This window comes from Blautia hansenii DSM 20583, assembly GCF_002222595.2.
GTDB classification, from domain to species: Bacteria; Bacillota; Clostridia; order Lachnospirales; family Lachnospiraceae; genus Blautia; species Blautia hansenii.
The window spans coordinates 1,257,106-1,274,445 of record NZ_CP022413.2 but is presented as its reverse complement, the minus strand read 5'-3'; the positions used below and the strand labels follow the sequence as shown (position 1 = coordinate 1,274,445).

Sequence of the window (17,340 nt, the reverse complement as noted above, 5' to 3'; positions counted from 1 at the left end):
TGTATTCACAGCTTCCCACGTTCCGATATTCCTATCTGTCCATATATCCGTAGGTGCTTGCTATGAGCCTGTATGCTTGATTGTGCCTGTAACACAATAGGGTATTTCATAACATGGATTCTTACTTTACCCCACATACCCCGTGACCACGGTTTATGCATTTCTACATAAGCTACGTTTAGACCCTTACTTTCGCAAGTTCGTCAAACTTATCTCTAAGTTATTCTCACCATAGATATTTTATAGACCTCCGGCATATAGGATACACCGCCCACCGCTGGACAGCTTTCGTGGCATTTTCATGCCTTACGGTATCTCTCTGCCGACTTCACCTAGCTTCATACTGTGCATTTCAGCAGTTGCACAGCATGTAGGAGTATTAAGGAGAGCGTTTTGGGGCGTTACCCCCTCATTCCACTCTTTGGAATATCAGTTCTCTATACAAAAGTTTTGTATATGCCTTGTTTCCTGCTTATGCAGTTATCAAGGAACGTGTCGCACCCATATCATACCCAATTCTATTTCTTATCTGCTCAAATAGTTTTACCGTATCTCTCATATATTTCCTAGAGTCTAAATAAACACCCGGATGCGCACCCATAGGAGCTGACTTAGGAGTACATCCATATGTCTCGCCTCCATATCCTCCACATTGACAACGCAGATGTGTTATTCCCATTTCTTGAAATCTTTGAATGTTTTCGCAAATTTCCTCAATGTCTTTTCCATCTACATGACGATAAACAGGAATACCCTCCCTGACTTTTCCGCCAAAAAGTTGATATAACGGCATTCCGGCCAGCTTTCCTTTAATATCCCACAGAGCCATATCAATACCTGATATAGCATTATTTTCAATCGGACCGTTTCGCCAATATCCGTTTTGGTGCATTAATTGCCATAACTCGCTAATATTCTCTGCATCACGACCAACCAAAAGTGGTTTTAAATAATTTTCAATCAAGTGCTGAACGGTAAGATGACGATATGCAAAAGTTGCACATCCAAGTCCATAAAGTCCCGGCTGGCTAGTTTCTACTTTTACTGTTACTAAATTAATCCCTTCCGGAGCTGTGCAAATCGTTCTAATGTCTTTAATTTTTACTCCCATATTTCCCTCCCTCTATACTTGTATGACGAGTGATAAGTTGATTATATTTTAACTTGTCATACATGTCAATATATAATAATATTTTCTTTTAATATACGTTATTTTTCAGCTTATTTACTAATTCTTGTTGTTCTTTTTTGTTAATTTTTTCAATCAATAGAATTAAAATCAAAAAAGATTGTGCAACAGCGCAGTTTCTTATAAACGAAAAAAGCAGGCACTTTTATGTGTCCGCTTTTTATATAATCTCCTATATTTTCTTCATTGCTTGGTTCATGTGGTTCCACATTGCACGATAAGCTTTTTGTGAATTCTTCTCCTTAAATGCTTCTAAGATTTCCGTATGGCAATCAATTCCCGATTGGAAGCCAAAAAGAGCATTCATCTGGTTGTGATTTTTTCTTGTCTCTAAAAAAACCTTGTGAAGAGACTTCTCCAAAAGTTGATTTCCTGATGCTTTACAAATAACTTCATGAAATTTCAAATCCGCATTTACAAAAGCATCCCTTTCCCCCTCATATTTTTTCATTTGCTTTAAATACTTCTCTAATTCTGATACAACCTGACTGTCTCCCCTCTCTACTGCCAATCTGCACGCATCCGGCTCTAAAATCCTGCGAAATTCCAATACTTTTTCAATATCCTTACAGTCTTCAGAAGTAATTTTATTGTCTGCTTCCTCCCAATTTTCTACTTGGCTGTTGATAAGATATGTTCCCTTTCCATGCACACTTTCTAATACGCCGATGCCAATCATATATTGAAGAGCTGCTCTGACACTGGAGCGGCTGACACCCAAAGTAGATGTCATCTGATTTTCCGATGGTATTTTCTCACCTACTTTCCAGTTTCCTGCTTCTATATTTTCTTTTAAATATTCTACGACTTGCTCTGTTACATTTACTTTTTTTATTCTCATTTTTATTCTTTATTTAACCTCTTTATACAGCACTTTTTTATTTTATCTTAATTTTACAGCATTTTACAATTCTTGCCTACTGTAATTTTAATATTTCTGTCGTTTCTTTTTCGTCTACGCAAAAAATCGCTCAGACCTATAATCCAAGCGATTTTAACTTTACTATTTTTTTATCAATCTTATTACAAAAATCTCCTTATCGGAACCGTAATCACTCTCAGCACACCATAGAAAATTTTCTTTCCCGTACTCATTTCCTTAGCCTGATACTCCGGTCCATACTCGTATTCACCACTCTCTGTCATAGTACGACTGGCAAGTTTATCCCTCTCTGCCTCTTGTCTGATTTGTTCATTAAGAGCTACAGAGTCTACTGCCAGCATTAATTCTGTATCCTGATATGTACTGCGCATATCCATATTATAAGATCCCACTAAACTCATTCTTTCATCAATCAAAACCGCCTTTGTATGACTGGAGTGCTCGCCCATAAACTCATACACCTGTACACCGGTTGCCCAGATTTTCTCTTTCTGATTAAGATAATCTGTGCATCCCCATGGGTTCGCCCCACTGGAAACATCATTGGTAATAATCTCCACAGTTTCCGTTTCTTCGCATATCTGTGTTAAATCCTCATACATTTCTTTTCCACAGATAATATATGGAGTGTAAACGGTAATATTTTCTCCTGTTTTCATTAGCTCCGTAACAGAATGCCACATCAAAGGTTCTTTATTTTCTGCCTTTATGGGATTTTGTAAAAGAGTAACTTTATTTGTATCTACTGTCAATTCCTGCCAGTTCCACTCTTCGTAAGCATCCGGATATAATTCTCGCAATTTTAGACTACGTTTTTTTAAATCCGTCAAACATTGTTCAATTTCTTCTGTTTGCTTTTTACACTCATAAGGTTTACTGTCCTTTAAGTTCCAAATACTTTCAAAATACTGTTTTAACTGGTCTATAGAACCCTGTATATTTTCATCCTCTTTATAAACAAACAGTTCTCTGTCTAAATTTTGACTTTCTGAATAATCTCCCAGAAATAGATTTGTTGTATTTCTTCCTCCCAGAAGATACATTTTATTATCTACAATTACATATTTGTCGTGAAGTCTTGCCTGTAGTTTCCACGGCTTTAATAAGTTCACAGGATTATAAATCTGTACTTCAACATTTTCGTGAGATGCTAATGCCTGAAACCACTGGCTGGATTTCATTTTCATATCTATAAACCCATTTCCACCATCTACAATAACTTTTACCTTAACTCCACGCTCTGCAGCTTCTAAAAGAGAACACATCACATCTTTGCCACTGCTGTCTGCATTAAAATCAAAGGTAGACAATATGACTTCCTTCTGCGCCTCGCTGATCATTTTTAAACGATATTTTAAGGCTTCTACATTATCGTCTACATAAGCTACTCTCTCTTTGCCATTTGTATCTCCATAACAGTCTTCTGCCTGAAACTCTTTTTTGTAATTACTGGAAACTTTTTTATGTCCCACATAAGGCAACGTCAAAGCTCCTACGTAAGCAACCAGAAATACTGTAATAATTTTTCCTATGTGTTTAATCGTACTCACTCCTATTCCAACAATCTCCTGACTGTTTCCTTTATTCAAAGGGTAAGTATAATTACTTTATATACAGAAATCAAGAATCCTGACACAGGTTATAGAAATATAAGATTTTTCATTTATTCTTTATAATATAATTCACAAGACCTTCTGCTTCAATAATTCTCTGCATAAATTCAGGGAACGGCTGAATTGGATATTCCTTCTCTTTGGAAAGATTACGGATAATACCGTTATCAAAATCCACTTCCACCTCATCGCCTTTTTCAATATCTCTGGCAGCCTCCGGACATTCTACAATAGGGAGTCCGATATTGATGGCATTTCTGTAAAAAATACGGGCAAAGGTTTCCGCAATTACACAACTGATGCCGGCGGCTTTAATTGCCATAGGAGCATGTTCCCTTGAAGAACCGCAGCCAAAATTTTTGTTTGCCGCCAAAATATCACCTTTTTTTACTTCATTCACAAAATTTTTATCAATATCTTCCATACAATGAGCTGCCAATTCTTCTGCCTTTGATGAATTTAAGTATCTGGCAGGAATAATTACGTCAGTGTCTACGTTGTCTCCATATTTAAAAGCATTTCCTTTTACTTTCATTTTCTATTCCCCCAATTCTTCCGGACTTGAAATTTTTCCTGTTATGGCGCTGGCTGCTGCCACTGCCGGACTTGCAAGATAAACTTCTGATTTTACATGTCCCATTCTTCCTACAAAGTTTCTGTTTGTTGTAGAAATGCAGCGTTCTCCCTCTGCCAAAATGCCCATATAACCGCCCAAGCACGGACCACATGTTGGCGTACTTACCACAGCGCCGGCTTCAATAAAGATTTTCAGCAATCCTTCTTCCAATGCCTGAAGATAGATTTTCTGCGTTGCCGGAATAATAATGCAGCGCACGCCTTTTTTTACCTTGCGATTTTTTAATATCTGAGCAGCGCATCTTAAATCGTCAATTCTTCCGTTGGTACAAGAACCGATAACCGATTGCTGGATGATAACATCATCCTGTATTTCATCTATGGTCTTTGTATTGGAAGGTAAATGCGGAAATGCCACCGTAGGTCTTAACTTGCTTAAATCAATGGTATATTCCTCATCATAAACTGCATCTTCATCAGGCTCATAACGTTTATATGGTCGTTTGGAATGTTCCTTCATATATTCCTCAGTCTTTTCATCTACCGGAAAAATACCGTTTTTTGCCCCTGCTTCAATCGCCATATTCGCAATGGTAAAGCGGTCATCCATGGAAAGATTTTTCACACCTTCTCCTGTAAATTCCAGAGATTTATACAATGCTCCGTCAACACCGATTTTTCCAATCAGGTGCAGAATAACATCTTTTCCACTTACCCATTTGGAAGGTTTTCCGATTAAATTGATACGAATGGCAGACGGAACCTTAAACCATGCTTTTCCTGTTACCATTGCCGCTGCCATATCCGTACTTCCCACACCGGTAGAAAATGCTCCCAATGCTCCATAAGTACAGGTATGAGAGTCTGCTCCGATAATCGCATCTCCTGCCACGGTCAAACCGCTTTCCGGTAAAAGAGCATGCTCAATTCCCATTTCTCCTACGTCAAAATAGTTCGTAATCTCATGACGGGCTGCAAATTCTCTTACGCATTTACAGTTTTCTGCTGATTTAATATCTTTATTTGGAATAAAATGGTCCATAACCAATGCTATTTTATCTTTATGAAAGACACCTTCCGCTTTCATTTTTTCCATTTCGTGAATTGCCACAGGAGAAGTGATATCATTGCCCAGCACCAAATCCAATTCTGCCTCAATCAACTGTCCTGCTTCCACTTTTTCAAGCCCTGCATGGGCTGCTAATATTTTTTGTGTCATTGTCATTCCCACAAAATCCACCTCCGATTTATTTCTGCTATTGCCATTTTAGCATGGGCTTTGTTATACTAGAAATACATATTGACTATAAGAGCTATAACTTAAACTTATGAGTTTCAAAGGAGCAAAAATATGGATCAAAACCTTTCCCTATATCGGGTATTTTATACAGTGGCAAATACCGGAAATATTTCAAAAGCCGCTGCCAGACTTTACATCAGCCAGCCTGCAATCAGCAAATCCATTCGCAAATTGGAGGAAAATTTAGAAGTTTCTCTTTTTTCCCGTAATTCCAGAGGCGTTCAACTAACGGAAGAAGGAGAACTTCTCTACCATTACGTTCAAAACGCTTTTTATTCTCTGGAAAAAGGCGAAACACAAATCAAAAAAATTCACGAGCTGGGCATCGGACATATACATATCGGCGTATCCACCACATTGTGCAAATACGTTCTTTTGCCGTACTTAAAGGAATTTATTGAAACCCATCCCCATATTCGTATTTCCATTGAGTGTCAGTCCACTAATCATACCTTGCAGCTTTTAAAAGAAAACAAAGTTGACTTAGGACTTATTGGAAAACCGGAGCGTCTCTACCATACGCATTTTGACTCATTGGGAGAAATCGAAGACATTTTCGTATGCACAAAATCCTATATGGAGCATCTTTCCAAACGCAGCGATTACTCAGAAAATCCTTTTCAGTCTGCTACCTTAATGCTATTAAATAAAGGAAATATGACACGACAGTATATTGACGACTATCTTGCCTCCTGCCGTATGGAAGCGGATAATCTTTTGGAAGTTTCTACTATGGACTTACTCATTGAATTTGCCAAAATAGGCATGGGGATTGCCTGTGTCATACGACAATTTGTAGAAAAAGAATTGGCAGAAGGTTCTCTGATAGAAGTTCCCCTTCCTATATCCATAAACAAACGAGAAATTGGTTTTGCATTACCTGAAAATATCAGCCAAAACAAAGCAGTAAAAGAATTTATACATTTTTACAGAAAAAGCACTTCTGATTAAGCTCAGAAGTGCTCCTTTTATTAGTTATCAATCAATTTTTCTTTTCCGTTCCAGCTATACAGCTTACGAAGCTCTGCACCGACTTCTTCTAACTGGTGTTCTGCTTCTCTTCTTCTCATTGCGCCAAAGTGCATACATCCGGACTGATTTTCCAAAATCCAGTTCTTTGCAAATGTTCCGTCCTGAATATCTGCTAAAATCTGTTTCATTGCTTTTTTTGTCTCGTCTGTAACAATCTTTGGTCCTGTAATATAATCACCAAATTCTGCTGTATTAGAAATAGAATAACGCATTCCTTTAAATCCGCTTTCGTAAATCAAATCTACAATCAGCTTCATTTCGTGAATACATTCAAAATATGCGTTTTCCGGTGCATATCCTGCTTCTACTAAAGTTTCAAATCCTGCTTTCATAAGAGCTGTAACACCGCCGCAAAGCACTGCCTGCTCTCCGAAAAGGTCTGTTTCTGTCTCTACTTTAAAGGTTGTTTCCAAAACTCCGGCTCTTGCACCACCAAGCGCTGCTGCGTAAGCCAATGCTTTTTCTTTTGCCTTTCCTGTGTAGTCCTGCTGAACAGCTACCAGACATGGAGTTCCTCTGCCGATCTGATATTCGCTTCTTACTGTGTGTCCCGGCGCTTTTGGTGCAATCATAGTTACGTCCACGTAAGCCGGCGGCTTAATCTGTCCGAAATGAATTGCAAAGCCATGAGCAAACATCAGCATATTGCCTTCTTCCAGATTTGGCTCGATGTCTTCTTTATATAATTTTGCCTGTTTTTCATCATTGATTAAAATCATGATAATATCGGCTTTTTTTGCTGCTTCTGCCGCTGTATAAACTTCAAATCCCTGTTTTACTGCCTTGTCCCAAGATTTAGAGCCTTCATATAAGCCTACGATTACATTACAGCCGGACTCCTTTAAGTTCAATGCGTGAGCATGTCCCTGACTGCCGTATCCGATAATCGCAATGGTTTTTCCCTCTAAAAGAGCTAAATTACAATCTTCCTGATAATAAATTTTTACTGCCATTTGTATATTCCTCCTGTTTATGTAATAAAATTAAAACTCTTCCTCATCCTCTGAAAGATAGAAAATGTCATCAGAACCTCTTGAAAGTCCGGCAATACCGGTTCTGGCTATTTCCAGAATTTCATAACCGTCAAGCAAGTCTATAAAAGCTTCCAGCTTTGATTTATTTCCGGTGAGCTCTACAATCATGGACTCTTTTCCTACATCTATGATATTGGCTCTGAAAATATCTACAATCGCTGTAATCCCCGCCCGCTGCTCCGGTGAAACTCTGACTTTTACCAGCATCAGCTCTCTGGTAACACTTTGATCGTCTTTTAATACTTTTACAGAAAGAACGTCTTCCAGTTTCTCTACCTGTCGTGTTATCTGCTCCAGAATTAACTCATCACCCTTACATACGACTGTCATACGGGTATAATTGGGATCTGTGGTAATTCCTGCCGATAAGCTGTCAATGTTATAACCCCGGCGGCTGAACAATCCCGAAACTCTACTCAGTACGCCGGCTGTATTTTCAACCAGAATAGACAATATTCTCTTGTTCATACAGCATCTTCTCCTCTGCCTTTTGGCTAACTTTTCTGTCATTCTACCAACTATCAAAAGCTTTGTCAATGCAATCTGAACGCTATAACTAATTAGAATGTAATACATAACTCTAAATAATGATGTTAGGACGCAATTTCCTATGAAATGAAAAAAGATGAGGCTATCACATTAAGCAAAAATCGAGACTATGAAATTTTCTCTGTAAATTCTAAAATGAAGATGTGAAGTAAGGTCTTCTATGGTAAAATTTTATATCATAGGAGGCCTTAAATTATGGCAAACAGAAAAAAAGAAATCTACAAACCAAAACCAATGACAGAAGGAAAAAGAAATATTATTCAGGGTCTGCTCCAAGAGTACGACATTGAAACTGCTGATGATATCCAGGATGCACTTAAAGACTTGCTTTCAGGCACAATCCAGGAAATGCTGGAAGCAGAGATGGATGATCATCTTGGATATGACAAATACGGACGCTCCAGTGAGCCTAATTACCGCAATGGTACAAAATCAAAAGGTGTTCGTAGTAAATACGGGGAGTTTACCGTTGATGTACCTCAAGATAGGCAGAGTTCCTTTGAACCACAGGTTGTACCTAAAAGAAAAAAGGACATTTCAGCGATTGATGACAAAATTATCTCCATGTATGCAAAAGGAATGACTACTCGTCAAATATCAGAAATCATAGAGGATATCTACGGATTCGAAGTCAGCGAAGGAATGGTTTCAGACATAACAGATAAACTGCTTCCCAAGATTGAGGAATGGCAAAACAGACCATTATCCTCCGTTTATCCAATTGTATTTATAGATGCGGTGCATTTTTCTGTCAGGGACGATGGGATTATTCGAAAGTTAGCAGCATATGTTGTTCTTGGGATAAATGAAGATGGAAAAAAAGAAGTTCTTACAATTGTTATTGGAGAAAACGAAAGCAGTAAATATTGGTTGAGTGTTTTAAACAGCCTTAAAAATCGTGGGGTCAAGGATATTCTGATTTTATGTTCAGATGGTCTTACAGGCATCAAAGAAGCCATCACAGCAGCATTCCCAGCAACAGAGCAACAAAGATGTATCGTTCACATGGTAAGAAATACTTTAAAATACGTTGCCAATAAAGACATGAAGGCGTTTGCCAAAGATTTGAAGACCATCTACACAGCGGCTGATGAAAATAGTGCCTATACCCAGTTGGAGAACGTAAAACAAAAATGGGAGGGGCAATGCCCCAATGCCATGAAACGTTGGTATGATAACTGGGATGCAATAACACCGATTTTTAAGTTTTCTAAAGAAACTAGAACCGCCTTTTACACAACAAATGCAATAGAGTCGTTGAATTCGTCATATCGCCGTTTGAATCGACAGAGAAGCGTATTTCCTAGTTCACAGGCATTATTGAAAGCTCTTTATCTGGCAACTTTTGAAATAGCCAAGAAATGGACTATGCCAATCCGAAATTGGGGAAAAGTACGTGGCGAGCTTGCTATCATGTATCCGGATCGTATGCCGGAATAACAAAAAACGCTGGAATATCAAGAGTGAATAAACACCCGGTTTTTCCGGGTGCTCTTGACATGCCAGCTTATTTTTGATATGTATTAACCAAGGGCTTGACAGCAAAATCTGCCGCCAAGCCCCATCAATTATCATAGAAGATCTGAAATTACAGAAAATTTTTCACACACTCCAAAAATCAGAATATTTATACATTTTAGCAAATTTATTGTCCACATAATGTATAAATATTCTCGATATCACTTAATGCAACAGTCTCATCTTTTAAATTCCTCTGTCTCTCGCCGCTTTCATACGTGCCATCGCTCTTGCCAGAGATGCTTTGGAAACATAGTATTCCTGCATACTCTGCTGCTGACGAAGCTGCTCTTCCGCTCTTTCCTTCGCTTCTTTTGCACGTTTTACATCGATATCTTCCGGCTTTTCAATACTGTCTGCCAAAACCGTCACACGGTTATTGATAATCTGGGCAAAACCGCCTCCCACAATAGCCACATGTTCTGTTCCGTCCTCTGTTCGAATACGCATTTCTCCGGGAACAATCGCTATCATCATATCTGCATGGTGGGCTAAAATGGTAATACTTCCGTCCTTTGCCGGGAGTGAAATGCTTGTGCCTCTGCCATGATAAAAATCTTTATCGCTGGCAATTACATTTAAACCAAATGTTCCCATCTTTTCTCACTCCTTTAGACTAGGCGTTCTGCTTTGCCTTTTCGATTACTTCATCAATAGTACCTACATTGAAGAAAGCGTTTTCCGGATAATCATCCATTTCACCTTCCACAATCATTTTAAAACCACGAATGGTTTCTTTTAACGGCACATATTTTCCCGGAATACCGGTGAATACTTCTGCCACATGGAATGGCTGGGAAAGGAATTTCTGCAATTTTCTGGCTCTGGCAACGACTTTCTTATCTTCGTCAGAAAGCTCCTCCATACCCAGAATTGCAATAATATCCTGCAATTCTTTATATTTCTGAAGATACTCCTGTACCTTTCTGGCAACTTCATAATGTTCCTGTCCTACCACATCAGCTTCCAGAATACGAGAACTGGACTCCAACGGATCAACCGCAGGATAAATACCCTGTTCTACAATCTTTCTGGACAATACAGTCGTAGCATCCAAATGGGCAAAGGTTGTAGCAGGAGCCGGATCCGTCAAGTCATCCGCAGGCACATAAACAGCCTGTACAGATGTAACAGAACCATTCTTTGTAGAAGCAATTCTTTCCTGTAATTCACCCATTTCCGTAGCCAGCGTAGGCTGATATCCAACAGCAGAAGGCATACGTCCTAAAAGAGCGGATACCTCGGAACCTGCCTGTGTAAAACGGAAAATATTATCAATAAATAAAAGTACGTTCTGATGTTCTTTGTCACGGAAATATTCTGCCATGGTAAGCCCTGTTTCGGCAACACGCATACGTGCTCCCGGCGGCTCATTCATCTGTCCGAATACCAGCGCAGTTTTCTCCAGAACACCGGACTCCTTCATTTCGCTCCAAAGGTCATTTCCCTCTCTGGAACGCTCTCCTACTCCTGTAAAAATAGAATAACCGCCGTGTTCTGTTGCAATATTACTGATAAGCTCCTGAATAAGAACTGTTTTTCCTACTCCGGCGCCTCCGAAAAGACCGATTTTACCTCCCTTTGCATAAGGAGCTAATAAGTCAATAACTTTAATACCTGTTTCCAATATTTCTACAACCGGACTCTGCTCGTCAAATGCTGGTGGATCTCTGTGAATAACCCAGTGTTCTGCATCATCAAGCTGTTCTCCTTTATCAATGGTTTCTCCTAAAACATTGAATAAACGTCCCAATGTTTCTTTTCCTACCGGTACGGAAATCCCCTGTCCTGTTGCTGTAACTTCCATATCCTTGCAAAGTCCGTCGCTGGATGCCAGCATAATACAGCGCACTGTGTGGTTTCCTATGTGCTGGGCAACCTCCATAACGACTTTTTTTCCGTTCAGCTCTACGATAAGCGCATCTTTAATGCTTGGAAGGTCTTGCTCTTGGAATTCCACGTCTACAACGGGGCCCATAACCTGTACAATTTTTCCTTTATTCATTGTATAAAAACCTCCTTCCTTTATTGTTTCTTTTTCTGTGCCTTTGCACCGCTGATTACTTCGGTAATTTCCTGTGTAATGGCAGCCTGTCTGACACGATTATATTTAATAGATAAATCTTTTAACATCTCTTTGGCACTGGTGGTTGCCGCATCCATTGCCTGCATACGGGAATTATGCTCGCTGGCATAGGACTCTACCAGACAGCCGTAAATCATACCTCTTAAATAGTTGGGAACAATGGTGTTCAACAGTTCTTCCGCTGACGGAACCATCTCAATTTCTTCCTGATGAGTGTCTACCAGAAACTGTGCCGATGCACCGAAGGTAGCCTTTTTCAAAGGCAGAAGCTGCTGCTTTTCCGCCACCATTGACGCTGCATTTGCCATACGGGTATAAATAATATGTACCTCGTCGAGCTCGCCGTTTAAGTACATATCTATCATCTTTTCAGAAATGACTCTGGCCCTGTGCATGGTAGGCTTCTGAACTGTAAAGCGGAAATTTGTATCCACAGACACATCTTTTTTATAAAAATACTGTCTTCCTACCTCTCCCAGTACAAACAGTTGTGTATGCTGTTTCTTCTCCATACCCTCTTCTGCCAGTTTAAAGACATTGTGGTTATACGCACCCGCCAGTCCTTTGTCCGCAGAAACTACGATATAACCGATTTTCTTGTCTTCCGGTAAAATCTCTGTACGTTCGTCAAAATACCGGTGTTCGATCTCTGATGTATGTCTTAAAATACGTCCAATGGCAGCCTGCAAAGAGTAAAAGTACGGCTCTGTATCTGTAAGAACCTTCTTTGCTCTTTTCAGCTTTGAAGAAGAAATCATATACATGGCATTGGTAATTTTCATGGTATCCCGGATGCTTTTCATACGACTTTGTATTTCTTTTGCACTTGCCATTTTATCACCTGTTCCTGTTCTTAAATTCCTTTGCTGCCTCTAAAATCTTTTCTCCCAGTTCATCAGAAAGAACCTTTGTCTTAAGAATTTCTTCTTTGATTTCCGGATGCTTCTGATCAAAATATTCTAACATATCCATCTGGAATGCTTTCAGTTCTTTTACCGGAATGTCTGTCAAAAGCTTATGTGTAGCTACCCACAGAGTGATTACCTGTTCGTGGGAAGCCAGTGGTCTGCATAACGGCTGCTTTAACAGTTCCATCAGACATTTTCCATAGTCCAGCTGTGCTTTTGTCGTCTCGTCAAGGTCGGAAGAAAACTGTGTAAATACCTGCATTTCTCGATACTGCGCCAAATCAATTCGCATACTTCCGGATGCTTTTTTCATAGCTTTTGTCTGTGCCGCACCACCTACACGGGATACAGAAAGACCTACGTTTACCGCCGGACGAACGCCTTCGAAGAACAAATCACTTTCAAGGAAAATCTGTCCGTCTGTAATGGAAATAACGTTTGTCGGGATGTACGCAGATACGTCACCTGCCTGTGTTTCGATGATTGGAAGGGCTGTAATAGAACCGCCTCCCGCTTCTTCACTCAGTCGGCTGGAGCGTTCCAGCAGTCTGGAATGAAGATAGAATACGTCACCCGGATATGCTTCACGTCCCGGTGAACGCTCTAACAACAGAGATAACGCACGATATGCTACTGCGTGTTTTGATAAATCATCATAAACAATCAGTACATCTTTTCCTTTATACATAAAATACTCTGCAAGAGCTGTTCCAGAATATGGCACAATGTACTGCAAAGGCGCACAGTCGCTGGCTGTTGCAGAAAATACCGTAGTATATTCCATTGCTCCGTATTTTTCCAGTGTTCCTACTAATTTTGCTACCGTAGAGGCTTTCTGTCCGATTGCCACATAGATACACATTACGTCTTTTCCCTTCTGGTTCAAGATGGTATCAATGGCAATGGAAGTTTTACCTGTCTGACGGTCACCGATAATCAATTCTCGCTGTCCACGTCCGATTGGGAACATGGAGTCGATTGCCAGAATACCTGTTTCCATTGGTACGGATACGGATTTTCTGTCAATAATTCCCGGCGCTTCCTGCTCGATTGGGCGATAATCGTCTGCTTGAATTTCGCCTTTTCCGTCAATGGGCGCACCTAAGGCATCCACAATTCTTCCGATGAAATTTCCGCCTACGGGAACACCTGCTCTTTTCTTTGTACGTGCAACCTTTGTACCTTCTTTAATCCCTGTATCTTTGCCAAAGATAATGACACCGATTTCATTTCGCTTGATATCCTGTACCATTCCTTTTACACCATTTTCAAAGGTTACGATTTCGCCGTACATGGCATGGTCTATTCCGTAAACAGTTGCAATTCCATCCCCCACCCAGATGACGTTTCCAACTTCTTTTGCGCCTTCTGTGCTGTGGAAATTATCAATTTCTTCCTTCAAAATTGAAATAATTTCTTCTGAGTTGATTGAACTCAAACCGTTCACCTCCAGATTAATTTTTGTTGTAATTCATGAATACTGCCCTTTAAGCTGTTATCATATTCGTGGTCTTTTGTCCGAATAATAAATCCACCTACAAGGCTTTTATCCTCTTTCAGTTTAAGAGCAACTGCCTGTGTATGATACTGTTTTTTCAGGAATTTTTTAATTCCTTCCAACTGTTCTGCCTTTGGAGGCGTTACATAATACAATGTGGCAGATAATATGTTCTTTTGTTCATTGTAATGTTCCTGATATGCCTGAAAAATTTCGTTTAAAAGCTCTGCATGCTTGTATTTACAAACTACACTCAGGAAATTGTGAAGTTCCTTTGGAAAAACTCTACTGATAACTCTCTGTTTTTGTTCAAAGGATATCGTTGGATTTTCCAATGCTTTTGAAAGCTCAGGCACTTCTTTTAAAAGCCTTTGTGTTTCCAAAATACTTTCTTTTGGAACATTTAACTGATAAAGCACCTTACCATAATTAATAGCTGTCTGTGTCATCTGCATCACCTGCTTTTGCTAAAAATTTATCGTAGAGCATATCATTGCTGTTCTCATTACTTTTTTCCAAAAGTAATTTTTTTGCTGCCTGCATAGCGAGCTGTGCAATCTCTTTTTTCGCTCCCTGCATGGCATTTTCCTGTTCCTGACGGGCAGTATTTTGAGCAGCTTCGATAATCTTCGCCGCTTCATCGTTGGCATTTTTTACAATACTTTCTCTTGCCTGTCTTGCATCTGTTTTTGCATTTTCCAAAATCTGAGAAGACTCTTCTTTTGCCATTGCCAGAGATTTTTCATACTGTACTTTCAGTTCTTCGGCTTTTTCACGGCTTACACGAGCTTCTTCCATCTCTTTTGCTATACACGCTTTTCTCTTTTCCATGATACCCAGTACCGGACCGATAAGGAATTTTTTCATTAAGAGATAAAGCACAATCAGATTTATAATCGTCCAGACAAGGTTCCAGCCAAGACTCATCATCTTTCATGCACCTGCCTTTCCCTGCTGATTATAAGAATAAGATTAACAATCCGATAACGAAACCGTAAATAGCTGTTGCCTCTGCAAGCGCACAACCAAGAAGTAATGCTTTGCTGATTTTGCTTTCTGCTTCCGGCTGTCTTGCGATTGCTTCTACTGCTTTTGCTGTTGCATGACCAATTCCTAAACCTGCTCCGATACCTGTTAATACTGCAATACTTGCACCAATTGCTGCTGTCATAATTCATTTCTCCTTTTCAAATAAAATTTAATCTTCTATTTGCTCTTTTACAAAGAGCGATGTTAAAAACACAAATACGTATGTCTGAATTAAACCATCAAACACATCAAAGTACAAACTAAACGGAATGGGTAAAAGTACCGGCATAACCGTTTTTAACAGCTCCATAATTACAAACGAACCAATTACATTACCGAATAAACGCATACATAATGAAACAGGACGGATTGCAATTTCCATGATGTTGATTGGAGCTACTAAAGGCATAGGCTCTGCAAAGCTTTTCAAAAATCCCTTTCCACCCTTCTTATGGAAGCCGGAATAGTAGATGAGAAATACGCTCATAAGCGCCAATGCTGCTGTCACATTCAAATCCTTGGTCGGAGGTTTAAAGCCTAAAAGTCCGATTAAATTGGCTACCCCGATATAGAGCGCCGTAGAAATCAGATACGGTATGTACCGCTTTCCTTCCTCCCCCAGAATGTCTGTGAAAAAGTCGTTCAGAAAACCAATAGATGCTTCTAATGCCAACTGCTTTCTTCCCGGATTTTCCACTTTCAAATTCCGAACAAGTATAATCGACAGGATGGTTAATGCTGCCATAATAATCCATGTAACTACCACGGACTCACCTACCGGAATTCCACCAAAAATCGGAATATTGAACACGGTTTCGCATTGAAGTTCTTCCGTAATTCTTTCCGCAATATTGTTCGTAAGACATTCCTCCCTTTCTCTTTTCTATTGTCGCTGTGAGCAATAAAACAGAAATCGGCACGTGTTTTTGTGTCTTCTTATTAAATTGCTTTTAACACATTACTGCTAATCATTTCATTTGTCAATCTTTGGTTTTTTCATAAAAAAGAGAAAGTTTTCGTCAATTTTTCTTGTAGATTTTTGATGTTTTTCTTTGTTTTTGTAAGAATTTCCATGGTTTTTTATACCATTCGGTATATACTGGTTCTACCAGTTTAAAAATGCACAAATATTATCCATTTACCCTCTCATATTTTTGTAAGATATGATAAAATATACACGCATATACTTATGAGGATTGCCTATATCCGTCACAGCTTGCTATAATAAACTAAAAAAGGAGGTATCTGATAGTGGAAATGCAACAACTTGTCATAGCCGGCGCCGGTCCGGCAGGGGTATCTGCCGCTTTATATGCAGTACGCATGGGCTTTCCGCCGCTGGTTATCCATAACGGATACGGCGCTTTAGAAAAGGCAGAAAAAATAGAAAATTACTACGGGCTTCCGTCTCCTGTTTCCGGAAAAGAACTGTATGAGAACGGTCTTTCTCAATTAGCGACTCTGAACGTTCCTGTTTTAAAGGATGAACTGCTTTCAATTACATACGATGGAGAATATACCATACAAGCCTCTGAAGGTTCCTATCACACCCAAGCGCTTATTCTGGCAACGGGAACAAAAAGAAATACTCTTTCTCTAAAAGAGTTGAAAAAATATGAAGGAAACGGCATCAGCTACTGCGCAGTATGCGATGGCTTCTTCTATCGGCAAAAGGAGGTTGCCGTACTTGGCAATGGCTCTTATGCCCTCCATGAGGCAAAGGTTTTAGAACCTCTCGCAGCAAAGGTAACTATACTAACCAATGGAAAAGAACCGGATTTTTCTTTGGAAGAACTGGGTTCTATTCAATTAGAAAAAAGAAAGATTATCTCTGCAAAAGGAGAAAATTCTCTTTCTCAGCTTCAATTAGAAGATCATACTCTTTTTCCTCTTGATGGTCTCTTCGTTGCACTGGGAACAGCCGACAGTACAGACATCGCCAGAAAATTGGGACTTTTTATGGAAGACAATCATATTTTAATTGAAGCAGATACCAGCACTCCCCTGCCCGGTCTCTTTGCAGCCGGAGACTGTACCGGAGGCATGTTGCAAATTGCAAAAGCTGTGTACGAAGGTGCACTTGCAGGAACACGTGCTGTTGATTATTTAAAGTCAAAAAAATAAA

Annotated in this window: 17 protein-coding genes and 1 pseudogene; 3 read left to right on the top strand and 15 right to left on the bottom strand. The window is 39.6% G+C overall.

Translation table 11 applies throughout. The annotated features are described in order from the left end of the window. Nucleotides 1-502 precede the first annotated feature (502 nt). The 5 genes and pseudogenes from CGC63_RS06230 to leuC form a co-directional block, all read right to left on the bottom strand. Nucleotides 503-1,111 (bottom strand): annotated as a pseudogene (locus CGC63_RS06230) (enolase-like domain-containing protein); the annotation flags it as partial. Nucleotides 1,112-1,361: 250 nt separating this feature from the next. Then, the gene (locus CGC63_RS06225) at nt 1,362-2,030 is read right to left on the bottom strand and encodes a FadR/GntR family transcriptional regulator (RefSeq protein ID WP_004222454.1); all 669 of its coding nucleotides are present in this window, start codon (nt 2,028-2,030) and stop codon (nt 1,362-1,364) included. Nucleotides 2,031-2,212: 182 nt separating this feature from the next. Beyond that, nucleotides 2,213-3,661 carry a phospholipase D-like domain-containing protein gene (locus tag CGC63_RS06220; RefSeq protein ID WP_004222456.1) on the bottom strand — a complete coding sequence of 483 codons (1,449 nt, stop codon included), beginning with the start codon at nt 3,659-3,661 and terminating at the stop codon, nt 2,213-2,215. Between the two features lie 70 nt (nt 3,662-3,731). Beyond that, on the bottom strand, nt 3,732-4,220 hold the full coding sequence (leuD, locus tag CGC63_RS06215) for a 3-isopropylmalate dehydratase small subunit (protein ID WP_004222459.1): 489 nt from the start codon (nt 4,218-4,220) through the stop codon (nt 3,732-3,734). Between the two features lie 3 nt (nt 4,221-4,223). Next, a complete protein-coding gene (gene leuC, locus CGC63_RS06210) occupies nt 4,224-5,492 on the bottom strand; it encodes a 3-isopropylmalate dehydratase large subunit (protein ID WP_040351053.1) in 1,269 nt (422 codons plus the stop codon). 120 nt (nt 5,493-5,612) lie between these two features. Here leuC and CGC63_RS06205 point away from each other — a divergent pair, with 120 nt between their 5' ends. Further along, a complete protein-coding gene (locus CGC63_RS06205) occupies nt 5,613-6,512 on the top strand; it encodes a LysR family transcriptional regulator (protein ID WP_004222465.1) in 900 nt (299 codons plus the stop codon). Nucleotides 6,513-6,532: 20 nt separating this feature from the next. On the opposite strand, the gene ilvC is transcribed toward CGC63_RS06205, so the two are convergent. Then, nucleotides 6,533-7,546 carry a ketol-acid reductoisomerase gene (ilvC, locus tag CGC63_RS06200; RefSeq protein WP_004222468.1) on the bottom strand — a complete coding sequence of 338 codons (1,014 nt, stop codon included), beginning with the start codon at nt 7,544-7,546 and terminating at the stop codon, nt 6,533-6,535. Between the two features lie 30 nt (nt 7,547-7,576). Further along, nucleotides 7,577-8,095 carry an acetolactate synthase small subunit gene (gene ilvN, locus CGC63_RS06195; RefSeq protein ID WP_009247284.1) on the bottom strand — a complete coding sequence of 173 codons (519 nt, stop codon included), beginning with the start codon at nt 8,093-8,095 and terminating at the stop codon, nt 7,577-7,579. Nucleotides 8,096-8,410: 315 nt separating this feature from the next. Between ilvN and CGC63_RS06190 the strand changes: the two genes are divergently transcribed. Beyond that, nucleotides 8,411-9,616: an IS256 family transposase gene (locus CGC63_RS06190; RefSeq protein WP_422666781.1), complete on the top strand. Its 1,206-nt coding sequence runs from the start codon at nt 8,411-8,413 to the stop codon at nt 9,614-9,616. A 264-nt stretch (nt 9,617-9,880) separates the two neighbouring features. Here CGC63_RS06190 and atpC read toward each other — a convergent pair whose 3' ends face one another. The 8 genes from atpC to CGC63_RS06150 are packed head-to-tail and all read right to left on the bottom strand — an operon-like array spanning nt 9,881 to nt 16,065. Next, on the bottom strand, nt 9,881-10,291 hold the full coding sequence (gene atpC, locus CGC63_RS06185; RefSeq protein ID WP_003019249.1) for an ATP synthase F1 subunit epsilon: 411 nt from the start codon (nt 10,289-10,291) through the stop codon (nt 9,881-9,883). Nucleotides 10,292-10,310: 19 nt separating this feature from the next. Beyond that, nucleotides 10,311-11,699 (bottom strand): F0F1 ATP synthase subunit beta, encoded by a 1,389-nt coding sequence (gene atpD, locus CGC63_RS06180; protein ID WP_003019250.1) that lies wholly within the window; start codon nt 11,697-11,699, stop codon nt 10,311-10,313. A 20-nt stretch (nt 11,700-11,719) separates the two neighbouring features. Beyond that, nucleotides 11,720-12,613 carry an ATP synthase F1 subunit gamma gene (gene atpG / locus CGC63_RS06175; RefSeq protein WP_003019251.1) on the bottom strand — a complete coding sequence of 298 codons (894 nt, stop codon included), beginning with the start codon at nt 12,611-12,613 and terminating at the stop codon, nt 11,720-11,722. 4 nt (nt 12,614-12,617) lie between these two features. After that, complete coding sequence (gene atpA, locus CGC63_RS06170; protein WP_040350999.1) at nt 12,618-14,126, bottom strand: F0F1 ATP synthase subunit alpha; 1,509 nt, start codon at nt 14,124-14,126, stop codon at nt 12,618-12,620. A 5-nt stretch (nt 14,127-14,131) separates the two neighbouring features. Beyond that, nucleotides 14,132-14,635 (bottom strand): ATP synthase F1 subunit delta, encoded by a 504-nt coding sequence (atpH, locus tag CGC63_RS06165; protein ID WP_003019253.1) that lies wholly within the window; start codon nt 14,633-14,635, stop codon nt 14,132-14,134. Further along, a complete protein-coding gene (atpF, locus tag CGC63_RS06160) occupies nt 14,616-15,116 on the bottom strand; it encodes a F0F1 ATP synthase subunit B (protein WP_003019254.1) in 501 nt (166 codons plus the stop codon). Before atpF ends, atpH begins: the two co-directional genes overlap by 20 nt. Before the next feature lie 28 nt (nt 15,117-15,144). After that, nucleotides 15,145-15,357 carry an ATP synthase F0 subunit C gene (atpE, locus tag CGC63_RS06155; RefSeq protein WP_003019255.1) on the bottom strand — a complete coding sequence of 71 codons (213 nt, stop codon included), beginning with the start codon at nt 15,355-15,357 and terminating at the stop codon, nt 15,145-15,147. A gap of 27 nt (nt 15,358-15,384) precedes the next feature. Beyond that, a complete protein-coding gene (locus tag CGC63_RS06150; protein ID WP_072449499.1) occupies nt 15,385-16,065 on the bottom strand; it encodes a F0F1 ATP synthase subunit A in 681 nt (226 codons plus the stop codon). 407 nt (nt 16,066-16,472) lie between these two features. Here CGC63_RS06150 and CGC63_RS06145 point away from each other — a divergent pair, with 407 nt between their 5' ends. Next, complete coding sequence (locus CGC63_RS06145) at nt 16,473-17,339, top strand: NAD(P)/FAD-dependent oxidoreductase (protein WP_003019258.1); 867 nt, start codon at nt 16,473-16,475, stop codon at nt 17,337-17,339. Nucleotide 17,340 lies beyond the last annotated feature (1 nt).